The sequence below is a fragment of the Desulfurobacterium sp. TC5-1 genome (assembly GCF_000421485.1).
Lineage (GTDB): Bacteria > Aquificota > Aquificia > Desulfurobacteriales > Desulfurobacteriaceae > Desulfurobacterium_A.
On sequence record NZ_ATXC01000001.1, the window covers coordinates 161,477 to 182,633 of the forward strand.

The following is a 21,157-nucleotide window of genomic DNA, read 5'->3' on the forward strand; positions in this document are numbered from 1 at the left end:
TTTACACCACTACTGGCAAAAGCTGGATATACGTAGTTTAACTCCTTGGATTTTGCAACTAAATCTGTTTTTGTGATTTATAAAATGCGGTTAAATGATTGTTTAGCTTCAGTATTTGTTTTTCACTGTGTGGATTATTGCTTTTTCTGTAGAATATTTTGCGATAGCCTGCAAAATACATCTGAGGAGTTTTTTAAGGTAGTGTGTTTGCACTGTTGCTGTAATGTTAAAATTTAAGATAATTCCTGCGTGTTATTACGGAGAGGCTATGAGAAGATTTAAAGTTGATGGTATAAAGGGTAATGTTGCCTATTTGAGGGGTCAGGAAGCAAGGCATGTTTTGAAGGTTTTGAGGCTTCGTCCTGGTGACGAGATTGTTATCTTTGACGGGAGCGGTAAAGAATATCTTGCTGTTATAGAGGCTTCATCTACTCAGTCAGTGCGGCTTAAAGTTCTTGAAGAGATAACCATAAACAGGGAAAGTCCTTTAAAAACAAAGCTTTTTATGGGGCTTACAAACAGACTTCAAAAGTTTGAGCTTGCACTTCAAAAAGCGACGGAGCTTGGTGTTACGGAAATTGTTCCTGTGATATGTCAGCGTTCTGCTTTTGGTGAGAAAGTTAAAGATTGGAGCGGGAAATTGAGGCGCTGGAATGAGATTGTTTTAAATGCTTCAAAACAGTGTGGACGGGCTGTTATTCCACCTGTTAAAGAACCTGTTAAGCTTCGTGATGTTGAAGATAATTCTGATTTAAGGTTTGTTCTCTGGGAAAGAGGTGGAAGAAGTTTTGAGAGTTTTTCCGATGTGACTGCAACTTCTGTTTCCCTTGTCGTAGGTCCTGAAGGAGGACTTGACGAAAAAGAGGTTGACTTTTTAAAAGATAGAGGTTTTCACGTTATTCACCTTGGAAAGAGAATACTCAGGGCGGAAACAGCTGCTATTGTAGGACTTGCTCTTGTTCAGTATATATGGGGAGACCTTAAGTAGGTATGAAGAATCAGGAGGTTTTGAATTTAAATTTTAACGGTAGAAAAGTAGTGGTTGTTTATGGTGATATTACAGAGGAGAGAGTTGATGCTGTTGTAAATCCTGCCAATTCCTCTTTGAAGCACGGTGGTGGAGTTGCAGGAGCTATCGTCAGAAAGGGTGGAAAGATTATTCAGGAGGAAAGCAACAGAATAGGCTATCTTCCAGTTGGAAAAGCGGTTGCTACAACGGCTGGAAATCTTCCTTGCCGCTTTGTTATCCATACTGTTGGTCCTATCTGGGGTGAGGGTAATGAGGAGCAGAAGTTAAGGAGTGCTGTCAGGTCTGTTCTTGATCTTGCTTCGGATTTGGGTCTTTCGTCAATCTCTATTCCCGCCATAAGCACGGGGATCTTTGGATATCCAAAGAGGGAAGGCGTTTCTGTCATAGTTGATGAGGTTTTCAGATGGCTTTCTGATAATCCTCTTGCGCCTTTGAAAGAGATAAGATTTATTTCAATAGATAGAGAAACGATAAATCTGTTTGAAGAAGCAGTTACAGATAGAAAAATTTAGTTTAAAATAACCTCTAAATTAAAATCTGGAGAGTTAACCATGCCGAACTTTCAGTTTGCACGTATTGATAGGCTTCCCCCTTATGTTTTTGCTGTTGTTAACGATTTAAAGACGAAGTTAAGGCGAGCGGGGGAAGATATTGTTGACCTTGGTATGGGCAATCCTGATCTTCCCACACCAAAACATATTGTTGATAAATTGTGTGAAGCTGCAAGGAATCCACGTAACCATAGATATTCACAAACGAAAGGCCTCTTTAAATTGAGAGAGGCACTTGCCCTCTGGTACAAGAGAAAGTACGACGTTGAGCTTGACCCGGAAACTGAGGTTATAACGACTATTGGTTCAAAAGAAGGGCTTGCACATCTTGCACTGACCCTGGTCAATCCTGGCGATGTTGTCATGGTGCCGACTCCTGCCTATCCTATTCATCCTTACTCTTTCATTATTGCAGGTGGTGATGTTAGAAGCATTCCACTTCTTACTGATGACGGATTCGATGAAGATGCTTTTTTAGAGTCTATTATAAAAGCTTACAAGGAAAGCTGGCCAAGGCCAAAAGTTCTGCTTCTAAACTTTCCCCACAATCCGACGACAGCCTGCGTTGATATAAAGTTTTTTGAAAAAATTGTTGATTTTGCCAAGGAAAATAACCTTCTACTTATCCAGGATCTTGCCTATTCTGAAATCTCTTTTGATGGATATGTTCCGCCAAGTATTTTTCAAGTTAAAGGAGCAAAAGATGTTGCGGTAGAGTTCTATTCTCTTTCCAAAACTTACTCTATGGCAGGCTGGAGGGTCGGCTTTGCCGCCGGTAATAAAGATGTTATACATGCCCTTTATAGAATGAAGAGTTACCTTGATTACGGGATGTTTCAGCCGATTCAGATTGCAGCTATTATTGCTCTTAAAGGCGATCAATCTTGTGTTGAAGAGTACAGAAAGATATATGAAAGGCGTAGAGATGTCCTTGTTAATGGTTTAAACCGTATAGGTTGGCACGTTGAAAAACCAAAGGCTACGATGTTTGTTTGGGCAAAAATTCCTGAAAAGTTTCGTTCTATGGGCTCTCTTGAGTTTTCAAAGATGCTTCTACTGGATGGAAAGGTTGCCGTGTCACCCGGTATCGGTTTTGGCGAGTATGGTGATGAGTATGTCAGGCTTGCTCTTGTTGAGAATGAACTGAGAATTAAGCAAGCTGTGAGAGGTATCAAGAGAGCCTTTGAAAAGTACGGACTCAGAAATATCAACGTTTAGGGGTAGAGTATGGATTCTGTTAAGGTTGGAGTGATTGGCTGTGGAACTGTTGGTTCCGGTGTGGTAAGGATACTTCTTGAAAATGGAGATATTATTGAGGAGAGAACCGGAAGGAAGATAGAGCTTTCTATGGTTGCAGATAGAGACGTTGAGAAGGTAAAAAAGCTTGGAGTTCCGGAGGAACTTGTTGTTAATGATGGTTTTGCAGTCGTTGAATCTGATGTTGATATAGTTGTTGAGCTTATCGGTGGCACCACCGTTGCAAAGGATATTGTTGAGGGTGCTTTAAAGACTGGAAAGCACGTTGTCAGTGCAAATAAAGCGCTGTTTGCTTCTTTCGGAAAGGAGCTTTTTTCTATTGCTGCTGAAAATGGCGTTTCGATACGGTTTGAGGCAAGTGTAGGTGGGGGTATTCCTGTTATAAAGGCACTTAACGAAGGTCTGATTGCAAATAGAATAGAAAAAATCCTTGGAATTATAAATGGAACAGCAAACTTTATCCTTACAGAGATGACCACAAAGGGAATTTCTTTTGAGGAGGCATTGAGAGTTGCCGGTGATAAAGGATATGCGGAGGCTGATCCTTCTCTTGATGTTGATGGCATAGATGCAGCACATAAGATAGCAATTCTTGCCTCCATAGCTTACGGTGGCTGGGTGACGATAGATGATGTTTATGTTAAAGGTATAAGGGATATAACACCTCTTGATATAGATTTTGCTCATGAGTTTGGGTACAGGATAAAGCTCCTTGCAGTTGCAAAACCGGACAATGGAAAAGTTGAAGTCAGGGTGCATCCGGCCATGCTTCCGGAGAATCACATTCTTTCGTCGGTTGATGGTGTTTTTAATGCCTGTTTAATAGAAGGAGATTTTGTTGGTCCAACTCTCTATTACGGCATGGGTGCCGGTCAAAAGCCTACCGCAAGTGCCGTTGTTGCGGATATTGCTGACATAGCCTGTGGTAGGGGAAGCAGTATTCCCGTTTCACTTTTAAAGAAAGATGCAAAAATACCTGTTAAAAGGCCCGGTGAGTTTGTTTCAAGTTTTTACTTGAGGTTTACGGCTGTTGATAAACCGGGCGTTCTTGCAAAGATTTCAAGCATTTTGGGGAAATTTGACATAAGTATAAAGATGGCTCTGCAAAAGAGTATAGAGTTTAATGGTGGTGTTCCCGTTGTTATGACCACTCACGAGGCTTCTTTTGAAACGGTAAAGGCGGCAATTTCTGAGATTGATGAGCTTGATGTTATAGTGAAGCCAACATTCTTGTGTATGATAGAAGAGTAAATTCGATGAAAGTTTACGAGATATTTCCTTCCGTTCAGGGTGAGGGAGCCGATGTCGGGCTTGTTGCCTCTTTTATTCGCTTTGCCGGTTGTCCTTTAAATTGTCGTTACTGTGATACGCGGGAAGCTCGTGTTTTGAGGGAGGAACTTTCCCCTGAAGAGATAATTAGAAGACTTAAAAGCATAGGTATTCCTGATATTGTGGTTACCGGTGGAGAGCCTCTCGCACAGAAGGGAATAGCTGATTTCCTGTTTAAACTCTCTTCTGCAGAATGGGTCAGGAAAATTTTTGTTGAGACCAGCGGTGTGTTTTTTAAGTCCGACATATTTACTCGAAAGGTTTATGTGAACATTTCACCAAAACCGCCGTCCATGGGTTTAACCTTTTCTCTAAAGTCTGTTGAAAGTTTCATTTCAGATTTTGCCGACAGGGTGCAGATTAAATTTTTGGTTCTCACCGAAGAGGATTTATCCTGGTCTCTTAAGTTTATACGAAAGCATAGAAACTTTTTCTTAGAAAAAGGTATTGTATTTCAACCGATAGAACTTCCCTGTGAAGAGTATGCTGTTACGGTTAAAAGAGTGATAGAGCTTATTATGAGAGAAAAATTCCTGATTTCAGAGTTTAACGTTAAGGTTATTCCTCAGATTCACAAGCTGGTGGGAATAAAATGAGATGTGGTCTTTTTCTTTATAACTTTCTTTACAGTTTTTCTCTTCCAGTTCTTTTAACAGCAGCTAAAATTATTTCTAAAAAGAGGGGCGGTTTTTCTGTTAAGAGACGTTTTTCTTCTTTCCCGTCTAACATTGATGGCAGGGATACCTGGATTCACTGTGCAAGTATCGGTGAGGTCAATTCGGCAAGGCCTCTTATAGAGCGATTGAGGGATAGGGCAGTTGTCACAACCTTTACCGATTATGGTGCAGATAGGGCTTCAAAAATTTTTCCGGATGTTCCTGTCCATGTGATTCCCCCGGACGTTAAGCCTTTTACAGACTATTTTGTTAAGCGACTTGGCGTGAAAAAGTTGCTAATTTATGAAACTGAAGTGTGGCCTTCCCTTTTAACTTCAGCCCTTGAACAGGGGGTAGAGATCTACTTTGTTAGCGGAAAGATAACGGAAAGAAGCTTTTCTCTCTATAAACGGTTTTCGTTTCTTTTAAGTGATATTTTCAGGTCTTCTGTTTTTCTTGCCAGAACGCAGGAAGATGCTGAAAAAGCACAAAAACTTGGATTTTTTGATGTTAAAGTTGTTGGAGATTTAAAGTTTGATAGTGTAAGGGCGCCTGAGCCTGTTGAAGTCAGTATAGGAAGTCGGTATCCCATTGTTGTCTGGGGAAGTACACACGAAGGTGAGGAGGAGCTTGCAGGAGAGGTTCACAGGAAATTAAAAAAATTGTTTCCAGAGATTTTAACGGTTGTTGTGCCAAGACACATTGGAAGAGCTGAAAACCTTATATCGCTTCTTCCCGGAAGATCTGTTTTAAGGACACAGTCTGCTAAAGTACCGTCTGATGTGGACTTTTACATTGTGGATACCGTTGGTGAGCTTCCCGGTTTTTACAGTATTGCCGATGTTGCCGTTATAGGTGGAACATTTAATGAGAGGATTGGCGGGCACAATCCTTTAGAGCCTATGGTTTCCGCCATTCCTGTTATTGTAGGACCTTACTATTCCCACTTTCGTGATGTGATTTCAAAAGTTAAGGAATGTATTATCTTTGCATCTTCTGAAAATCTTTTTGATAAAATTAGCCTGTTGCTTAATAACGATGAGTTTAGATATCGCATTGGCCTTTGTGGTAAAAAGCTTTTAGAAAGAGAAAAAGGCGTTACTGAAAGAATTTTGAAAGAGGTTTTTGCTTGAGGCTTGAGGAAATCAGAAGAAAGGTTTTTAAAAGAGAAAAAGGATGGATTTTACTGTATCCTGTTTTCTATATCCTGTCCAGGATTTACTGTTTTATCTCTTCCGCAAGGGCAGATCTTTACCGGAACGGAATTTTAACAAAAGTCGTTCCACCAATTCCCGTTATATCTGTTGGAAACATAGTTGCCGGCGGTGCGGGAAAAACACCCCTCGTGGAGTTCATATACAGAATGCTTGAGGATATTGGCTTTTCCCCTGTAATTGTTATGAGGGGGTACGGCGGCAGCGAGAGGGGTCCTCTGTTTGCCTCTGAAAATGCCGATAGGTTTGGTGATGAAGCGGCAATCTTTGTTAGGAGAGGTTTTAGAGTAGTTGTCAGCAAGGATAGATTAAAAGGGATAGATTTTGCCGTCGAGAAAGGTGCCAATATTGCTGTTCTTGATGATGGATTTCAGCAGTTAAAAATAGAAGCCACTGTTAATATTGTTGTCGTTGATCCTTTTAATCCGTTCGGCGGCAATCACTGTCTTCCTCTTGGCACGTTGAGGGAACCGGTTTCGGCCCTTGAAAGGGCACACTGTTTTGTTCTTTCCCGGTCAAATCTTGCTTCCGTTGAAAAGGTGAACTCAATTGAGCTTTATTTAAAGACTTTTAGAAAACCTGTTTTCAGAGCCCATCAAATGTTCAAAAACTGGCTGGATGAGAATTTTTCAGAAACATCACCGCCGCCAAAGGATATTAACGCTTTCTGCGGTATAGGAAATCCTGAGCAGTTTGTTGAAATGCTTAAAGTCGAAGGATTTGATGTTGAAAGAGTCTTTGCTTTTCCTGACCATTATGTTTATACCGATGATGATATTGAAAAATTACGTAAATATCCTAACCTTGTTACGACGGAAAAGGATGCTGTAAAGCTAAAGGGAAGGTTGCCTTTCAAGTTTCCCGTCTTAAATGTTGAGGTTTTCGGGCTTAAGGAGTTTATCGTTAACAGGATTAAGAACGTTGAAAAGCATGAGGAAAAGGATGAACAAAAAGCTTTCTTACCGGATGGAGTATCTGCTTCTCAGATTGCTGAAGGAAAAGTTTTTAAGGAAATTTTCCCGTGATAGAGCTTTAAGCATTGCAGATTCTTTGGCTTCTTTTTTCTATTCTTATCCCCGCGTCAAAAAGGTTTCAGAGGAGAATCTCAGGTTCGTGGGAATGCCAGTTTCTGTTGGGAAGGAAGCTTTTAAAACCTTCGTAAAGTGCAGTGTTGACTTTTTCCGTTCCGAAAACTATTCGTTTAAGTTTCTTGATTCTATTCTTTCTTTGAGAAAGGAGAGCACCATCTCTATGGATGAACTTATCGCCCTTGATGGTGGAATACTTCTTACCGCCCATATTGGCAATTGGGAGCTTCTTGGTGGCTGGTTTTCCCACGTTAGCAGGGGAAGATTGTCAGTCGTTGCCAAGCCTTTAAAAAACCTTTATGTGAATGAGATGGTAAACACCATAAGAAACCACTGGAACATAAAGGTTATTCCTACTGGAAATGTCATTGAAATAATAAAGGATTTAAAAAGGAAGCGCTTTATAGGTATTTTGCTTGACCAACGTCCAAAGGAAAAGGACGGTGTGCTTGTTAGGTTTTTAGGGAGAGACACCTTTGTTAATAAAGGTGCAGCTGTTTTAAGCGTTAAAACCGGTAAGCCTGTAATTCCAGCCTTTTGCTATATGGAGCCGGATAACAGTTATACGTTTGAGGTACATAAACCTATTTATCCAGAAGGTAGAAGTGTTGAGGAGCTTACGAAAGTTTATTCGGATTGGATAGAGATGGCGGTTAAAAAGAGGCCAGAGCAGTGGTTCTGGAGCCATAGAAGATGGAGCAATTCGCCGGAGTTTAAAAAATGGAAAGAGAAAAACCTCTGATTGTTATAACGGGACCGACCGCTGCAGGAAAGACCGATTTCTCTATAAAGCTTGCAAAGGCTATTGGTGGAGAGATAATCAGTGCCGATTCTATGCAGGTTTACAGAGAGCTTGATATCGGGACAGATAAGATTTCAAGGGACAAGATGGATGGCATTCCCCATTACCTTATAGATGTTCTCCGCCCCGATGAGTATTTTTCTGTTGCGGACTTTGTGAGGGAGGCTGATAAGGCCATAAGGGAAATAAGGTCAAGGGGGAAGTTTCCGTTGATTGTTGGAGGCACTGGATTTTATATACGGGCGCTTCTTTTCGGTCTTTCACCTGTTCCTTCGGCAGATGAAAAGGTGAGAAAGAAGCTGAGTAAATTTTCAACGGAGGAACTTTACAGCCGTTTAAAGAAGATAGACCCTGAATATGCTTTAAAAATTCACAGCACCGACAGGAAGCGGATTGTAAGGGCTTTGGAGGTTTACGAACTTACAGGGAAACCCCTTTCATCGTTTAAACTTCCAGAAAAGCCTCGTTACGACTTTTACGGTTATTTTCTCTACCGTAACAGGGACGAACTTTACAGGCGGATAAATGACAGGGTTGATTCCCAGATTGAGAGGGGACTTATTGAAGAGGCTAAAAAGTTACTCTCTTATGGAAAAGATATAACTGCTTTTCAGGCTCTTGGCTATAAAGAGATGTTGCCCTATATTGAAGGAAAAGTTTCGCTTGAAGAAGCTGTCAGGAATCTTAAAAGGCGGACGCGGCAGTTTGCAAAGAGACAGTTTACCTGGTTCAGAAAAGAGAAAGGCTTTAAATGGATTAATCTTTCTGAAGTGCAGGAAGAAGAAGTAATTAATATCATAAAGAGTGATTTAAATAAGGGAGGCGCTTTATGAATGCCGTTAAGGTTCAGGATGCTTTTTTAAACAGGTTAAGGAAAGAGAGAATTCCGGTAAGTGTTTTCCTTGCCAGGGGAACGAGACTACAGGGTGTTATCACCTACTTTGATCAGTTTACCATTATTCTTGAAGAAGGGGACAGTCAGCAACTTGTTTATAAACATTCAATTGCAACGATAGTACCATCAAGACCCGTTAAAAATCTCTTTTAAGAAGGTGAGTGGATATAGAAAAGGTCATACTGCTTTCTGTTATCAGACACGGTGAACAGGCGGATATTGAAGAACTGTCCGGCCTTGTAGAGGCTTTAGGCTACAGGGTTGTAGATTCTGTTGTCCAGCGCCGCCGGTCGTTTGTTCCTTCTACCTACGCGGGAAAAGGGAAAATAGAGGAGTTAAAAAGGCTTGCAGAAGAAAAAGATGCCTCTCTTATCGTTGCTTACCACAACCTTTCACCTTCTCAGGTGAGAAACATAGAAAGAATTACCGGTTTAAAAGTTAGGGACAGGACCGAGATTATCCTTGAGATTTTTGCCGAGAGGGCAAGGACCAAAGAGGCAAAGATTCAGGTTGAATTGGCAAAGTGCTACCATCAGCTTTCAAGGTTGAGAGGGAAAGGTAAGGAACTTTCAAGGCTTGGCGGTGGGATAGGGACAAGGGGACCTGGAGAAACGATATTGGAAACAGAGTCAAGAGCTATAAGGCAGAGGGTTCATTTCCTTAAAAGGGAGATAGAAAAATACTCAAAGAGGCGTTCTCTCTTTACCGAAAGGCGGAAAAGGAGTGGTCTTGTAACCGTTGCAGTAGCAGGCTATACGAATGTTGGAAAATCAACTCTTGTTAGAAGACTTACAGGGGAAGAGGTATTTATAAAAGATATTCCTTTTGCTACGCTTGATACGAGAACAGGCAGGATTTTCCTTAAAAGTATAAATAAAAAGGTTCTTATCACAGATACTGTTGGATTTATAAAGGATATTCCCCACGAGTTGATAGCTTCTTTCAAGGCCACTCTTCAGGAAGTGACAAACTCAAACATTGTTGTGGTTGTTTACGATATCACATCTTCCAATCTTGAAAGTGAGTCAGATGCAGTTGAAAACATACTGAAAGAGATAGGAGCATCTGAAAAACCAAGAATAACAGTTTTTAACAAGATAGACCTTGTTGAAGGTGATGAAGAAACGTTCAGATTGATAGTTGCTGGAAGGGTAAAAAGGTGTGAAAACCCCGTTTTTCTATCTGCAAAGACGGGAGAGGGTGTTGGCCGTTTTCTTAAAAAGATAGAAAAGATGATTAAAAATCTATCTTTTTAAAAGTTCGTTCCACTCTTTTCTGAGAGAGTCTCTTATGTCCATGTAGTCCTTACCTTCTCTGTAAGCCTCTTCTATCTTTTTTGAAAATACCTTTTCATAGAACTCTTTTCCCATTCTTTCCACGATCTTTTCATCAAATTCGGCAGGTGATGCCATCTTCCGCCACCATGGTGTACCTTCATGTTTCTCTATGTATTCTCTTGTTGCTCCTCTGTACTTTGTTCTGTGTCCGTAAAATTTTCTCGCTGCTACCACTTCTGCAACGGCAAGACCGTAAGATTTTGCATCTTCAGGATCAAGTTTCAACTCCTTAATGCCTTTAATCCTGTTCCACTCTGCAAATATGTCGAACCTTCTTATGGGTGCTTTTGGCTTTATCGTTGTTTCCATGACATTTTCTCCAGCATTTCTTGTTTAAAATAAATATAGTGAAAAAACGGTTCTTCCTGCACTTTTTCCTTGTGAAGTTTTTACAAATTTTTTACAATTAGAGTGCGCTTATTTTATTGAGAACGGGAGGTTTTTTAATGTTTAAAGGTGGTATGGGTAACATGGGTAATCTTATGAAGATGGCCAGGCAGCTGCAGAAGCAGGCTGAAAAGATGAAGAAAGAGATTGAGGAGATGGAGTTTAAGGGCAGCGCTGGTGGTGTTGTTGAAGTTACTGTTAAAGGCACCGGAAGGCTTGTTAGTGTTGAAATTTCGCCTGAAGTTGTTAAAGATGGTGATGTTGAGATGCTTGGAGATATGATTGTTGTTGCTGCAAATCAGGCTATTGATAAGGCCAACGAAACGATGGAAAAAGAGATGAAGAAAATTACAGGCGGCCTTGGAATAGATCTTGGAGGTCTGTTTTGATATATCCTGAAACTCTCGGGATAGTTGTTGAGTTTTTAGCTTCCGTTCCTGGAATAAGCGAAAGGGCTGCGGAAAGGGCAGTGCTTTCACTATCTAAGCTTCCAGAGAATGATAAACTTCGGATTGTTAATGCTTTAAAAGAATTAGACAGGTTGAAATCCTGTCGGGAGTGTGGCCTTCCCTCTATGACAGATTTATGTTCTATCTGTTCAGATGATGGCAGAAATAAGTCTGTTATCTGTGTTGTAGAACAGCCAAGGGATGCTGTTTCCATTGAGAAGCTTGGGGAATTTAAGGGTGTCTATCACGTTTTGGGTGGTGTTATTTCTCCCCTTGAAAATATCGGTCCTGACGATATCAGAATAAGGGAACTTTTCGGCAGGATAAAGAAACACAACGTTAAAGAGGTAATAATAGCTCTTAATCCTACCGTTGAAGGTGAAGCAACCGCGAAGTTTATAATAGATAGGCTTACCGGAAAAAATATTAAAATATATCGTATAGCTTATGGAATACCTTACGGTGGAACTATAGATATGGCTGATGAGCTTACGTTAAAACGTTCATTTGAGGATATGAAACTTATAACCGGAGGAGACTGATGATAGAAATCAGATGGCACGCCAGAGGTGGTCAGGGAGCGGTAACCGCTTCAAAAATCCTTGCAAGTTCTGCTATTAGAGAAGGCAAGTATGCCCAAAGTGCTCCAGATTACGGTGCTGAAAGGGCAGGTGCACCTTTAAGAAGTTTCAACAGAGTTTCTGAAAATCCAATCACGCTCCACTGTCTTGTTCTGCATCCAGACATTGTAGTGGTTGTTGACCCTACACTTTTAAAAACAGTTCCAATACTTGAAGGAACTTCTGAGGATGCAGTGCTTGTTATAAATACCGATAAAACTCCTCAAGAAATAAGAAGCATGCTCAACATAGAGGGAAGAAAAATCTTCACTGTTAACGCAAGTGCAATTGCAATGGAAGAGTTTGGAAAGCCCTTCATGAACGTTCCCATGCTCGGGGCACTTGTTAAGGTCATTCAGAATCTCGTTTCTCTTGATAGTGTTAAAGAGGATATTAAAGCCACTTTTGGTAAAAAAGTCTCAAAGGAGCTTCTTGAGGCTAACCTCAGAGCCCTTGAGAGAGCTTACAAGGAGGTAAAAGGAGAATGAAAGGCTGGAAAGATTTAGAGATAGGTGCTCTTATAACAGAGCCTGGAAACAGTGCTGAGTATAAAACAGGCGAATGGCGTGCCTGGAGACCGGTTTTCAACAGAGAAAACTGTATAGACTGCATGATTTGTTGGGTTTTCTGTCCGGATAGCTCAATTATTGTTAAAGATAAGAAGGTGGTTGGTATAGATTATGACCACTGCAAAGGTTGTGGTATTTGTGCTCATGAGTGTCCTAAGAGCAAGGGAGATGATGAGTCTAAGAAGGCGCTTGTAATGAAACCGGAATATCTGTTTCGTGAGGAGGACTAATTATGGCGGTTACGATAATTGAAGAGAGAAAAGTTGTTCCCTATTCAGGTAACATGGCGGCAGCTGAAGCTTTAAGGCAGATAAACCCTGATGTTGTTGCAGCGTATCCTATTACACCTCAGACTGAGATGATGCACTTTTTTGCAGACTTTGTGGCAAATGGCCTTGTAGATACTGAATTTATTACGGTTGAAAGTGAACACAGTGCCCTTTCTGCGGTTGTTGGTGCAGCAGCAGCTGGTGCCAGAGCTATGACTGCAACAGCAGGTCCCGGCCTTGCGCTTATGTGGGAAATTTTAGGGGTTGCTTCAGGAATGAGACTTCCTGCGGTTATTGCCCTTGTAAATAGGGCTCTCTCCTCGCCTATTAACATTCACGGTGACCATTCTGATATGATGGGTGCAAGGGACCAGGGATGGATTATCCTTGTTTCTGAAAATGCTGAAGAAGAGTACGACAACCTTATTCAGGCCGTTAAGATTGCCGAAGATAAGAGAGTCAGACTGCCTGTTATGGTTGGTATGGACGGGTTTATCATTTCTCATTCTATAGAGGGTGTTTCCCTTCTTAAAGACGAAGAGGTGAGAGAGTTTGTTGGTACTCAGAGCATGTTCCATTCATTACTTGATGTTGAACATCCGACAACTCATGGTGCTATTGCTATGTCCGATTCCTACATGGAATTTAAGCGTCAGCAGAGAGAAGCCATGATGAATGCCTACAAAGTAATCAGAGAGGTTGGAGAAGAGTTTGCCGCACTCAGAGGCAAAAAGTACGAACACATTGAAGCATACAAGACAGAAGATGCTGAGTATATTCTTATAGTAATGGGTTCTGCAGCGGGTACTGCTAAGTACGTCGTTGACAGAATGAGAGAGAAAGGTGAAAAGGTAGGAATTATAAAAATCAGAACCTTCAGGCCCTTTCCTTATTATGATCTTGCTGATGCAATTGTAGCTTCAAACGCAAAGGCTATTGGTGTTATGGATAGAGCAGAAACCTTTGGCGGATACAGCGGCCCTCTCTTTGAGGAAGTCTGCACAGCCCTTTACACAAGAAACAGGTTCTATCCTATTGCGGGTCTTATCTACGGACTTGGTGGAAGAGACTGCAACATAAACCATATAGAAGAGGCGTTTGACGTTGTTAAGAGGAAGGCAGCAGGTGAAGAAGTTCCCCCTGTAACCTATCTCAATTTGAGAGTATAATAACTGATGGAGGAAATAATGGCACAGGTATCAGATAAACCGAAGTTTGTTACAAAAGGAGAGATAAAGGTTCCACCTCTTAGAGATTTAACCGATTTAAGGGAAGGTATAGCTCCGGGACACAGGTTATGTACCGGTTGTGTTGCCGGAATAATCCTTAGGCAGATGTTTATGGCTGCAGAGGCTGCTGGCTACACGCTCATAATAGCAAACGCCACCGGTTGTGTTGAAGTTTGCACATCTATCTATCCTCATACTTCATGGAAGGTTCCATGGATTCACAACGCTTTTGAAAACGCAGCCGCTACCATTTCAGGTGTTGAAGCTGCCTACAAGTCACTCAAAAGAAAGGGAATGGTTCCTTCAGATAAGAAGGTGAAGTTTGTTGCTTTAGGTGGTGATGGAGGAACTTACGACATTGGTTTCCAGTCCCTTTCTGGTGCTATGGAGAGGGGACACGATTTTATCTACGTATGCTACGATAATGAAGCTTATATGAACACTGGTATTCAGCGTTCGAGTGCAACACCAAGGCACGCTTCAACAACCACTCAGCCGGCAGGAAAAGTTATGGCGGGTAAACCTCAGCCAAAGAAGTGGATGCCGGAGATAGCTGCAGCTCATGGTATTCCATATGTTGCTCAGGCAGCACCTTCACATTTTAACGATTTTATGCGAAAATTTATGAAAGCGTTAAACACCAAGGGGCCGTCTTATCTGAATGTTTTCTGTACCTGCCCGAGAGGTTGGAGGGCAAAAGAGGAGGAGGGAATTTTGATATCAAAGCTCGCTGTAGAAACCAACTATTGGCCTCTTTTTGAAGTTGAAGATGGTAAGTGGAAAATAAATTACAAACCAAAGGAGAGAAAGCCGATAGAGGAGTTCCTCAAGAAGCAGGGAAGGTTTAAACATATGTTTAAGCCGGGAAATGAGTATCTTATAAGAGAGCTTCAGGAAGACGTTGATAAACGGTGGGAAAGGCTTCTTAAACTTGAGCAGTTATAAGGAGAGAAAAAGTGTTAAGCATCAGACCCGAAGAGGATAAAAGGCTCAGAGAGATTCTTACAGCTCTGTGTGAAGAAAGTAGAGCGAAAGTTGTATTTTTGATAGACAAGGCGGGTCAGCTTATAAGCCGGAGTGATGCTCCGGCTTATACTTCAAACGATATTACGTTTGCATCGCTTACCGCTGGTAACGTTGCAGCTTCTGAAGCACTTTCAAAGTTACTTGGTGATAAAACCTTGAATCATGCTTTTACGGAAACAGAAGATGAAGGTATTTATATGTCTCTTCTTGATGGAAAGTTAATTCTTGTAATAATTTTTGAAAAGTTTGCTTCAAATTTAGGTATAATTCGTGTTAAATTGAAAAAATATAGGCCTATTCTTGAGGAAATAATACGCAAAATAGAGAGAAAATCTAAGCAGGAAGAGCAGATAGGTAAAGAGATTAACTTCGAAGACATAGATATTGACGATTTATTTGAATAAAGGAAGGCGGAGACAGTAAATGCCACTAATAAATTTTGCGACCAAAGAGATTAACTGTAAAATTGTTTATTACGGACCGGGATTGAGTGGTAAAACAGCAAATATTAAGTGGATTTATGACCATATAAGACCGGAAAACAAAGGTGAACTGATTACCCTTGCCACGGAGACAGAGAGAACGCTTTTTTTTGATTTTGTTCCGATAGAGGTTGCCACTGTTAAAGGTTTTAAGGTCAGATTTCATCTTTACACGACGCCAGGGCAGATTATTTACAAGATAAGTAGAAAGCTTATTTTGAAAGGTGTTGATGGGATTGTTTTTGTTGCCGATTCTCAGGAAGAGAGACACGATGCTAATCTTGATACACTTGATGATATGCTTAACAATATGAAGGAGCTTGGAATTAAGTTTGAGGAGACGCCACTTGTTTTTCAATATAACAAAAGAGATCTGCCCAACATCTTGCCTGTAGAGGTTTTGAGGAGGGATTTGAATAGGTGGAACTATCCTGACTTTGAAGCTATTGCTATTAGAGGTGTTGGTGTTATAGAGACCTTCAAAGAGATAACGAAGCTTGTCGTTCAAAAATTGAAGAAATGAAATTGACGGTTAGAGATATTTTCAAACTAAAGGCTGAAGAAGTTTTCTCTATCTTCTCTGATGTTTTTAAAATAAAGCTTTCCTTTTCAGGCCGCTTTATTGAGACCTGTGCTATCTTAAATGCAAAGAGTGGAAAGTGTCCTTCTGACTGTAAGTTTTGTGCCCAATCGAAAGAGAGTAAGGCTAACATAAAGATATATCCTCTCCTATCTGAGAAAGAGATGTACGATGCTGCTGTTTCAATGCTTTCAAAAGGTGTTGATAGATTCAGTTTTGTGTGCAGTGGTATAAAACCTACAAAAGAAGAGATTAAAAGAATAGGAAATGTTGCTGAAAGGATAAAAGCGGACTTTCCATCTGCTAAGTTATGTGCCTCTTTAGGTCAGCTTGATAGAGAGGCACTTATCTATCTAAAGGAAAGTGGAATTGACAGGTACCATCACAACCTTGAAACTTCAAAGGAATTCTACCCTTACGTTTCATCTGTTCAAAAGTGGGAAGATAGATATGGAACGGTAGCAAGGGCTAAGGAGATCGGTTTTTCTGTTTGTAGTGGGGGTATTTTTGGACTCGGGGAATCGTCGGAGGATATCCTTTCTCTATTAAGCTCTTTAAAGGAACTGGAAGTTGATTCTATACCATTAAATTTTCTTTATCCTATAAAAGGCACTAAATTTGAGTATAATAATTTCTTGACACCTCTTAAAGTTTTGCGGATAATTTTCGGTATAAGGGTATTTTTCCCTGACACTGTTATTCGTATATGTGGAGGTCGGGAGTACAATCTTGGCGAGCTGCAGTCTTTTGCAGTTGCGGTTGTAGATGGTCTTATGGTAGGGAATTATCTTACTACGAAGGGAAGAGTTTTAAAGGATGACGCTATGCTTATCAGAGATTTAGGACTTGTTAGTGGTCTAAAAAATCTTGCTTGATTGTGATAAAATGAGGATGCATCTCTAAGTTGTGCTATAATTTGCATGTTTAGTAAACAAGTTTATTAGAAGTTTTTGAATATATGTAACTAAAACAGGACAGGGAGTAGAAGAATGAGGATAGGGAGAGTTTTAGTAGCCTTCATGATTGGTATGGTGATGGGGGGAAGTGCCTCTCTTGCGGCTGAGTGTGGTGGAAAAGGTTATACGGGCACAGATAGTTCTTATTGTTTAAAGTGTCATAAGCCTTGTGTAACCTCTGTTCTCTGTAAAGGTGAACCTAAAGAGTGTGTTCATGTTCCATCATCTTTTCCCCTTGCTAACGGTCAGGTTACATGCGTTACCTGCCACGATATGAGTGGAAAAGAGTCAGATATGTTTCTTAGAGGTAACGTTGCAAAGAATCAAGCGCTTTCTTTTTGTTTAAACTGCCACAGTAAGGAGTGTTATGCAAAGTTTAATCCTCACGAAGGTATGTGGCTTTATTCGGGTAAGAAGCTAAGGCAGACGTGTGCTTACTGTCATGGAAAGGATAATTCGGCGGATCCAAGGAAGGTTTGTGTTGGATGCCACACCAAAAATCCACATCCCGGTGCTCTTGAGCACGTAGGACAGAAGTGTGAAGTTGCAAATCTTCCATCAGTTAATGGAAGAATCCATTGTATTACATGTCACAATCCACACCCGACTTCATTTGACAAACACGAAGGTAAACTTCTATCAGGAGTTGGGGAAGAGGTGGCAAAGGCAGACTTTGAAGCCACACTCAAAACCATTTCATTCAGGAATCTTGAACATGTTGAGTTTAAGAATGATCCCCGTCAGCTTATGAGGATGGAGACGGAAAATGGAAAACTTTGTTTAAACTGTCATAAAGATATTCCGAATAACTGAAGGTGTTTTTAGCTTTATAAAAGCCCGCTTTAAAGCGGGCTTTTTCTTTTTTGCTAACAGATTTAACGGAAACCGTGTATAATAAGTCCTTGATTTTAGCCGTACTGTGGGAGTGAGATATGAAAAATTTGAAGTGGAGAATACTGGTTATTTTTGCAGTTCTTTTATGTGCTGTTTATGTTAGCTTAACTAAAAAGGTGAATCTTGGACTTGACCTTCAGGGCGGAACACACCTTGTTCTCCAGGTTGATACAGAGAAAGCACTTGAAGATGAAACCTCTTCGTATATGAGGGAAATAAAAACGTTGCTTCAAAAGGAGAATATTCCTGTTCTTGATATTAAAAGAGAAGGTACTTCTATTTCAATTGAATTACTTGATGCTGATAAGGTTTCTCAGGCTGAGAAGTTATTAAGTAAAGATTATGGAGACATATTTGATATTAAAGAAGCAGGTAATTCTACAATAAAACTTTCAATGAAAAATTCTTATAAACAGAAAGAAGTTGATAGACTTTGTAATCAGGCGCTTGAAACGATAAGAAACAGAATTGACGAGCTTGGCGTTGCTGAGCCAGTTATTGTGAGGAGCGGTAAAGACAGGATAATAGTTGAACTTCCAGGTGTTAAAAATCCAGATAGGGCTAAAAAGATACTTGGACGGGTTGCAAAGCTTGAGTTTAAACAGGTTATTGATGTTGCACCTTCAAAAGAGGAGCTTTTAAAGAAGCTTGGCGGAAAGGTTCCGTCTGATGAACAAATCCTTGTTCAGGAGATTAAGAAAAACGGTAAAGTTGTTAACAGGATGTATTATCTTGTGAAAAGAGAACCTATCCTGACGGGTGCTTATTTGAAAGATGCCTATCCGAGTGTTGATGAATACAACATGCCGGCCGTAAGTTTTGAACTTAAGAGTCAGGGTGCAAAGATTTTTGAGCAATATACAGCTTCTCACATAGGAACAAGACTTGCTATTGTTCTTGATAATAAGGTTCAATCAGCACCTGTTATCCGTTCTCAGATTGGCGGAAGGGGTCAAATAACAGGACAGTTTACGTATCAAGAAGCAAAAGATCTCGCTATTGTTTTAAGGGCCGGTGCACTTCCTGCACCTGTAAAGATTATAGAGGAGACTACCATAGGACCATCTCTCGGTCATGAATCTATCTCTAAAGGTATTAAATCTGCTATCGCTGGTTTAGTAATTGTTATGGTGTTTATGGTAGTTTATTATAAGTTTTCTGGTTTTGTAGCCGATGTTGCTCTTATGATGAATGTTATTCTTCTGTGGGCTCTTCTTGCACTTCTCGGGGCAACGCTGACACTTCCAGGTATAGCAGGTTACATCCTGACAATAGGTATGTCTGTTGACGCTAACGTTATTATTTTTGAGCGTATAAGAGAGGAGCTAAAGAAAGGCCGTTCCCTTATATCTGCTGTTGAGGTTGGATTTTCTTCTGCCTGGGGTACAATTCTTGATGCCAATGTAACAACACTTGCCTCTGCGGCAGTTCTTTTCCAGTTTGGAACAGGGCCGATTAAAGGTTTTGCCGTAACACTTTCACTTGGTATTCTCTGCAGCATGTTTACTGCTGTTTTTGTTACAAAAGTTATTCTTGATGTAATAGTTAAATACAAACCTCAACTTTTTAGCATCTAAGGAGTAAAAAAGTATGGAAAGAGAGTTTGATTTTATAGGAAAGAGATATATAGCTTATGCGATTTCCCTTCTTTTGATTGTAGGAACCTGGGTTTATGGTCTTTATAAGGGGCCTCGTTTTGGTATTGACTTTACCGGTGGTGTTTTGGTTCAGGTAAAAGTTGAAGGGAGTGTGAATGCCGAAAAATTGCGGGAAATTTTCAAGAAAACGGATATAGGAAACGGTATAACGGTTCAGCAGATTCAAACGGGAAATGAGTACATTTTGAAAGTTCCTGCTGCCAATAATGTTAACCGTATTGTTGAAGAAATAAAGACAACGTTGACAGGTAAACTTAAAGATAAAGTTCAGATTTTGAGAGTTGAGATGATAGGTCCTGCGGTGGGAAAAGAATTGAAAGAAAAAGGACTGCTGGCGGTTCTTTATTCATTTATTGCCATTCTGATATATGTAGCATGGAGATTTGAACCGGTTTTTGCCGTTACCTCTGTTTTAGCCCTTTTTCACGATGCTCTTATTACTGTAGGTTTTCTTATGGTTACAGGAAGAGAATTTAATCTTCCTGTTGTTGCTGCTATCCTTACGGTCATAGGTTATTCTATCAATGATACGATTGTTGTCTTTGACAGAATAAGGGAAAATATGCAAATATATAAAAATTCAAAGCCTTTTGAAGAGCTTGTAAATGAGAGCATTAATCAAACCCTTTCAAGAACAATAATAACTTCTCTTACGACATTCTTTGTTGTTCTCTGTCTCTTTTTGTTTGGCGGTAGTACTATAAATAACTTTTCATTCGCACTTCTTGTCGGAATCATAACAGGTACCTATTCATCTATATTTATAGCAAGTTCCCTTGTTGTTGATTGGTACAGGATAAGAAAGAGGAAATGAAGGTTCTGCATAGGTATGTTTTAAAAGAGATTTTACGTCTTTTTTTACTGCTCTTCGTCGTGTTTATTTTGATAGTGATTATGAACCGTGCCTCTTTTATAGCTGAAACGGTACTTGGATACGGGATACCTGTTTCTTCTCTCTTTGTTATTCTCTTTAAAATGGTGCCTTCATTTTTGGGCCTTCTGATACCTATGTCTCTAACATTTGCCGTTTTGATAACTTTCTTCCTTATGAGCGGTAGAAACGAAATAGTAGCGATGAAAGCTTGCGGTATAAGTGTAGCGGAACTGCTTAGGCCAATCTTTTTGATTTCCTCTATTCTTACATTAATCAGTTTTGTCTCTGTTATGTTTGTGATGCCGGCCAGTAATGTGTCTATAAAAAAGCAGATACAGGAACTTGTCAGAAAGAAGCTTTCGTTGAGTATAACACCCGGCAGTTTCACTTCAAATTTTCCCGGTGTAACGTTTTATGCAGAGAAAGTTTTTCCTGAAAGAGGGATTCTTGGAGATTTTATGGTTTCTGTTAATAGAAAAAATGAAAAAATAACAATCTTTGCCAGTTATGGCAGGATAAGGACAGAGAATGGGACGGTATATCTTGATATTAAAGACGGTGTTGGGCAGTTTCTTGACTGGAATAGACCTCAAAATTTAAAGCTTCTCCGTTTTAAATCATACACGCTTATTGTTTACAGATTTGCAGGTGGTGAGTCGTTTTCCTCATCAAAGTATTTAAATATGTTTGCTCTGTTAAACAGATGGCGTCTTGATGATAAAGTGGAGTTTTTTAAAAGGCTATCAATAGCTTTAACGCCTCTAATTATGGGACTTTTATCATTTACGATAGCTGCTTCAATACCGAGAGGTTCTATAGGGACGGCGGTTCTTCTTGGGCTATTTATGATAGTTTCCTATTATGTTTTATATACTGTTGCCAAGAAAGTGGCAATAAAGTCGGGACTTTTCGCTCTGCCTCTTGCCGTTGATTTTATATTCGCTTTTATGTTTTTTGTGTTTCACCGCAGAGTTGTTTCGGAAACTTATGTAAAGTAGGTGGTGA

General features: G+C 40.2%; 25 protein-coding genes. 24 read left to right on the plus strand and 1 reads right to left on the minus strand.

Translation table 11 applies throughout. The annotated features are described in order from the left end of the window. Positions 1-268 precede the first annotated feature (268 nt). From H153_RS0100825 to hflX, 11 genes are read left to right on the plus strand one after another with little or no spacing between them, the layout of a single operon-like run. On the plus strand, positions 269-988 hold the full coding sequence (locus tag H153_RS0100825) for a 16S rRNA (uracil(1498)-N(3))-methyltransferase (RefSeq protein WP_022846234.1): 720 nt from the start codon (positions 269-271) through the stop codon (positions 986-988). A gap of 2 nt (positions 989-990) precedes the next feature. Further along, a complete protein-coding gene (locus H153_RS0100830; protein WP_022846235.1) occupies positions 991-1,542 on the plus strand; it encodes a macro domain-containing protein in 552 nt (183 codons plus the stop codon). 39 nt (positions 1,543-1,581) lie between these two features. Beyond that, complete coding sequence (locus tag H153_RS0100835) at positions 1,582-2,799, plus strand: aminotransferase class I/II-fold pyridoxal phosphate-dependent enzyme (RefSeq protein WP_022846236.1); 1,218 nt, start codon at positions 1,582-1,584, stop codon at positions 2,797-2,799. A 9-nt stretch (positions 2,800-2,808) separates the two neighbouring features. Next, positions 2,809-4,089, plus strand: coding sequence for a homoserine dehydrogenase (locus H153_RS0100840; protein ID WP_022846237.1), 1,281 nt, complete (start codon positions 2,809-2,811; stop codon positions 4,087-4,089). Between the two features lie 5 nt (positions 4,090-4,094). Continuing rightward, entirely contained in the window at positions 4,095-4,763 is a 669-nt protein-coding gene (locus H153_RS09795) for a 7-carboxy-7-deazaguanine synthase QueE (RefSeq protein ID WP_027719919.1), read from the plus strand. After that, complete coding sequence (locus H153_RS0100850; protein WP_022846239.1) at positions 4,760-5,956, plus strand: glycosyltransferase N-terminal domain-containing protein; 1,197 nt, start codon at positions 4,760-4,762, stop codon at positions 5,954-5,956. The genes H153_RS09795 and H153_RS0100850 overlap by 4 nt, the downstream gene beginning before the upstream one ends. Then, positions 5,953-7,062: a tetraacyldisaccharide 4'-kinase gene (gene lpxK, locus H153_RS08890; RefSeq protein ID WP_022846240.1), complete on the plus strand. Its 1,110-nt coding sequence runs from the start codon at positions 5,953-5,955 to the stop codon at positions 7,060-7,062. Before H153_RS0100850 ends, lpxK begins: the two co-directional genes overlap by 4 nt. Continuing rightward, positions 6,980-7,867 carry a lysophospholipid acyltransferase family protein gene (locus H153_RS0100860; protein WP_022846241.1) on the plus strand — a complete coding sequence of 296 codons (888 nt, stop codon included), beginning with the start codon at positions 6,980-6,982 and terminating at the stop codon, positions 7,865-7,867. The genes lpxK and H153_RS0100860 overlap by 83 nt, the downstream gene beginning before the upstream one ends. Continuing rightward, positions 7,846-8,760 (plus strand): tRNA (adenosine(37)-N6)-dimethylallyltransferase MiaA, encoded by a 915-nt coding sequence (miaA, locus tag H153_RS0100865; protein WP_022846242.1) that lies wholly within the window; start codon positions 7,846-7,848, stop codon positions 8,758-8,760. Before H153_RS0100860 ends, miaA begins: the two co-directional genes overlap by 22 nt. Continuing rightward, on the plus strand, positions 8,757-8,975 hold the full coding sequence (gene hfq, locus H153_RS0100870) for an RNA chaperone Hfq (RefSeq protein WP_027719921.1): 219 nt from the start codon (positions 8,757-8,759) through the stop codon (positions 8,973-8,975). Before miaA ends, hfq begins: the two co-directional genes overlap by 4 nt. Positions 8,976-8,983: 8 nt before the next feature. Next, positions 8,984-10,078: a GTPase HflX gene (gene hflX, locus H153_RS0100875; protein ID WP_022846243.1), complete on the plus strand. Its 1,095-nt coding sequence runs from the start codon at positions 8,984-8,986 to the stop codon at positions 10,076-10,078. Here hflX and H153_RS0100880 read toward each other — a convergent pair. Further along, a complete protein-coding gene (locus H153_RS0100880) occupies positions 10,067-10,468 on the minus strand; it encodes a hypothetical protein (RefSeq protein WP_022846244.1) in 402 nt (133 codons plus the stop codon). The genes hflX and H153_RS0100880 overlap by 12 nt on opposite strands. Before the next feature lie 137 nt (positions 10,469-10,605). Between H153_RS0100880 and H153_RS0100885 the strand changes: the two genes are divergently transcribed. The 13 genes from H153_RS0100885 to H153_RS0100945 all read left to right on the plus strand — a co-directional run bounded on the left by H153_RS0100885 (position 10,606) and on the right by H153_RS0100945 (position 21,150). Next, positions 10,606-10,935, plus strand: coding sequence for a YbaB/EbfC family nucleoid-associated protein (locus H153_RS0100885; RefSeq protein WP_022846245.1), 330 nt, complete (start codon positions 10,606-10,608; stop codon positions 10,933-10,935). Beyond that, positions 10,932-11,537 (plus strand): recombination mediator RecR, encoded by a 606-nt coding sequence (gene recR / locus H153_RS0100890; RefSeq protein WP_022846246.1) that lies wholly within the window; start codon positions 10,932-10,934, stop codon positions 11,535-11,537. The genes H153_RS0100885 and recR overlap by 4 nt, the downstream gene beginning before the upstream one ends. Continuing rightward, positions 11,537-12,103 (plus strand): 2-oxoacid:acceptor oxidoreductase family protein, encoded by a 567-nt coding sequence (locus tag H153_RS0100895; RefSeq protein ID WP_022846247.1) that lies wholly within the window; start codon positions 11,537-11,539, stop codon positions 12,101-12,103. The genes recR and H153_RS0100895 overlap by 1 nt, the downstream gene beginning before the upstream one ends. Continuing rightward, on the plus strand, positions 12,100-12,414 hold the full coding sequence (locus H153_RS0100900; protein WP_022846248.1) for a 4Fe-4S dicluster-binding protein: 315 nt from the start codon (positions 12,100-12,102) through the stop codon (positions 12,412-12,414). The genes H153_RS0100895 and H153_RS0100900 overlap by 4 nt, the downstream gene beginning before the upstream one ends. Before the next feature lie 2 nt (positions 12,415-12,416). Then, positions 12,417-13,622 (plus strand): 2-ketoisovalerate ferredoxin oxidoreductase subunit alpha, encoded by a 1,206-nt coding sequence (porA, locus tag H153_RS0100905; RefSeq protein ID WP_022846249.1) that lies wholly within the window; start codon positions 12,417-12,419, stop codon positions 13,620-13,622. Positions 13,623-13,640: 18 nt separating this feature from the next. Then, positions 13,641-14,627 carry a thiamine pyrophosphate-dependent enzyme gene (locus H153_RS0100910; RefSeq protein WP_022846250.1) on the plus strand — a complete coding sequence of 329 codons (987 nt, stop codon included), beginning with the start codon at positions 13,641-13,643 and terminating at the stop codon, positions 14,625-14,627. A gap of 11 nt (positions 14,628-14,638) precedes the next feature. Further along, positions 14,639-15,112, plus strand: coding sequence for a roadblock/LC7 domain-containing protein (locus tag H153_RS0100915; RefSeq protein ID WP_022846251.1), 474 nt, complete (start codon positions 14,639-14,641; stop codon positions 15,110-15,112). Between the two features lie 19 nt (positions 15,113-15,131). Further along, complete coding sequence (locus H153_RS0100920; protein WP_022846252.1) at positions 15,132-15,713, plus strand: GTPase domain-containing protein; 582 nt, start codon at positions 15,132-15,134, stop codon at positions 15,711-15,713. Further along, positions 15,710-16,645 (plus strand): biotin synthase BioB, encoded by a 936-nt coding sequence (gene bioB, locus H153_RS0100925; protein ID WP_022846253.1) that lies wholly within the window; start codon positions 15,710-15,712, stop codon positions 16,643-16,645. The genes H153_RS0100920 and bioB overlap by 4 nt, the downstream gene beginning before the upstream one ends. 114 nt (positions 16,646-16,759) lie before the next feature. Next, positions 16,760-17,539, plus strand: coding sequence for a hypothetical protein (locus H153_RS09800; RefSeq protein WP_022846254.1), 780 nt, complete (start codon positions 16,760-16,762; stop codon positions 17,537-17,539). Positions 17,540-17,658: 119 nt separating this feature from the next. After that, entirely contained in the window at positions 17,659-19,197 is a 1,539-nt protein-coding gene (gene secD, locus H153_RS0100935) for a protein translocase subunit SecD (protein ID WP_022846255.1), read from the plus strand. A gap of 13 nt (positions 19,198-19,210) precedes the next feature. Then, positions 19,211-20,092: a protein translocase subunit SecF gene (secF, locus tag H153_RS0100940; protein ID WP_022846256.1), complete on the plus strand. Its 882-nt coding sequence runs from the start codon at positions 19,211-19,213 to the stop codon at positions 20,090-20,092. Then, positions 20,089-21,150 (plus strand): LptF/LptG family permease, encoded by a 1,062-nt coding sequence (locus H153_RS0100945; protein ID WP_022846257.1) that lies wholly within the window; start codon positions 20,089-20,091, stop codon positions 21,148-21,150. The genes secF and H153_RS0100945 overlap by 4 nt, the downstream gene beginning before the upstream one ends. Positions 21,151-21,157 lie beyond the last annotated feature (7 nt).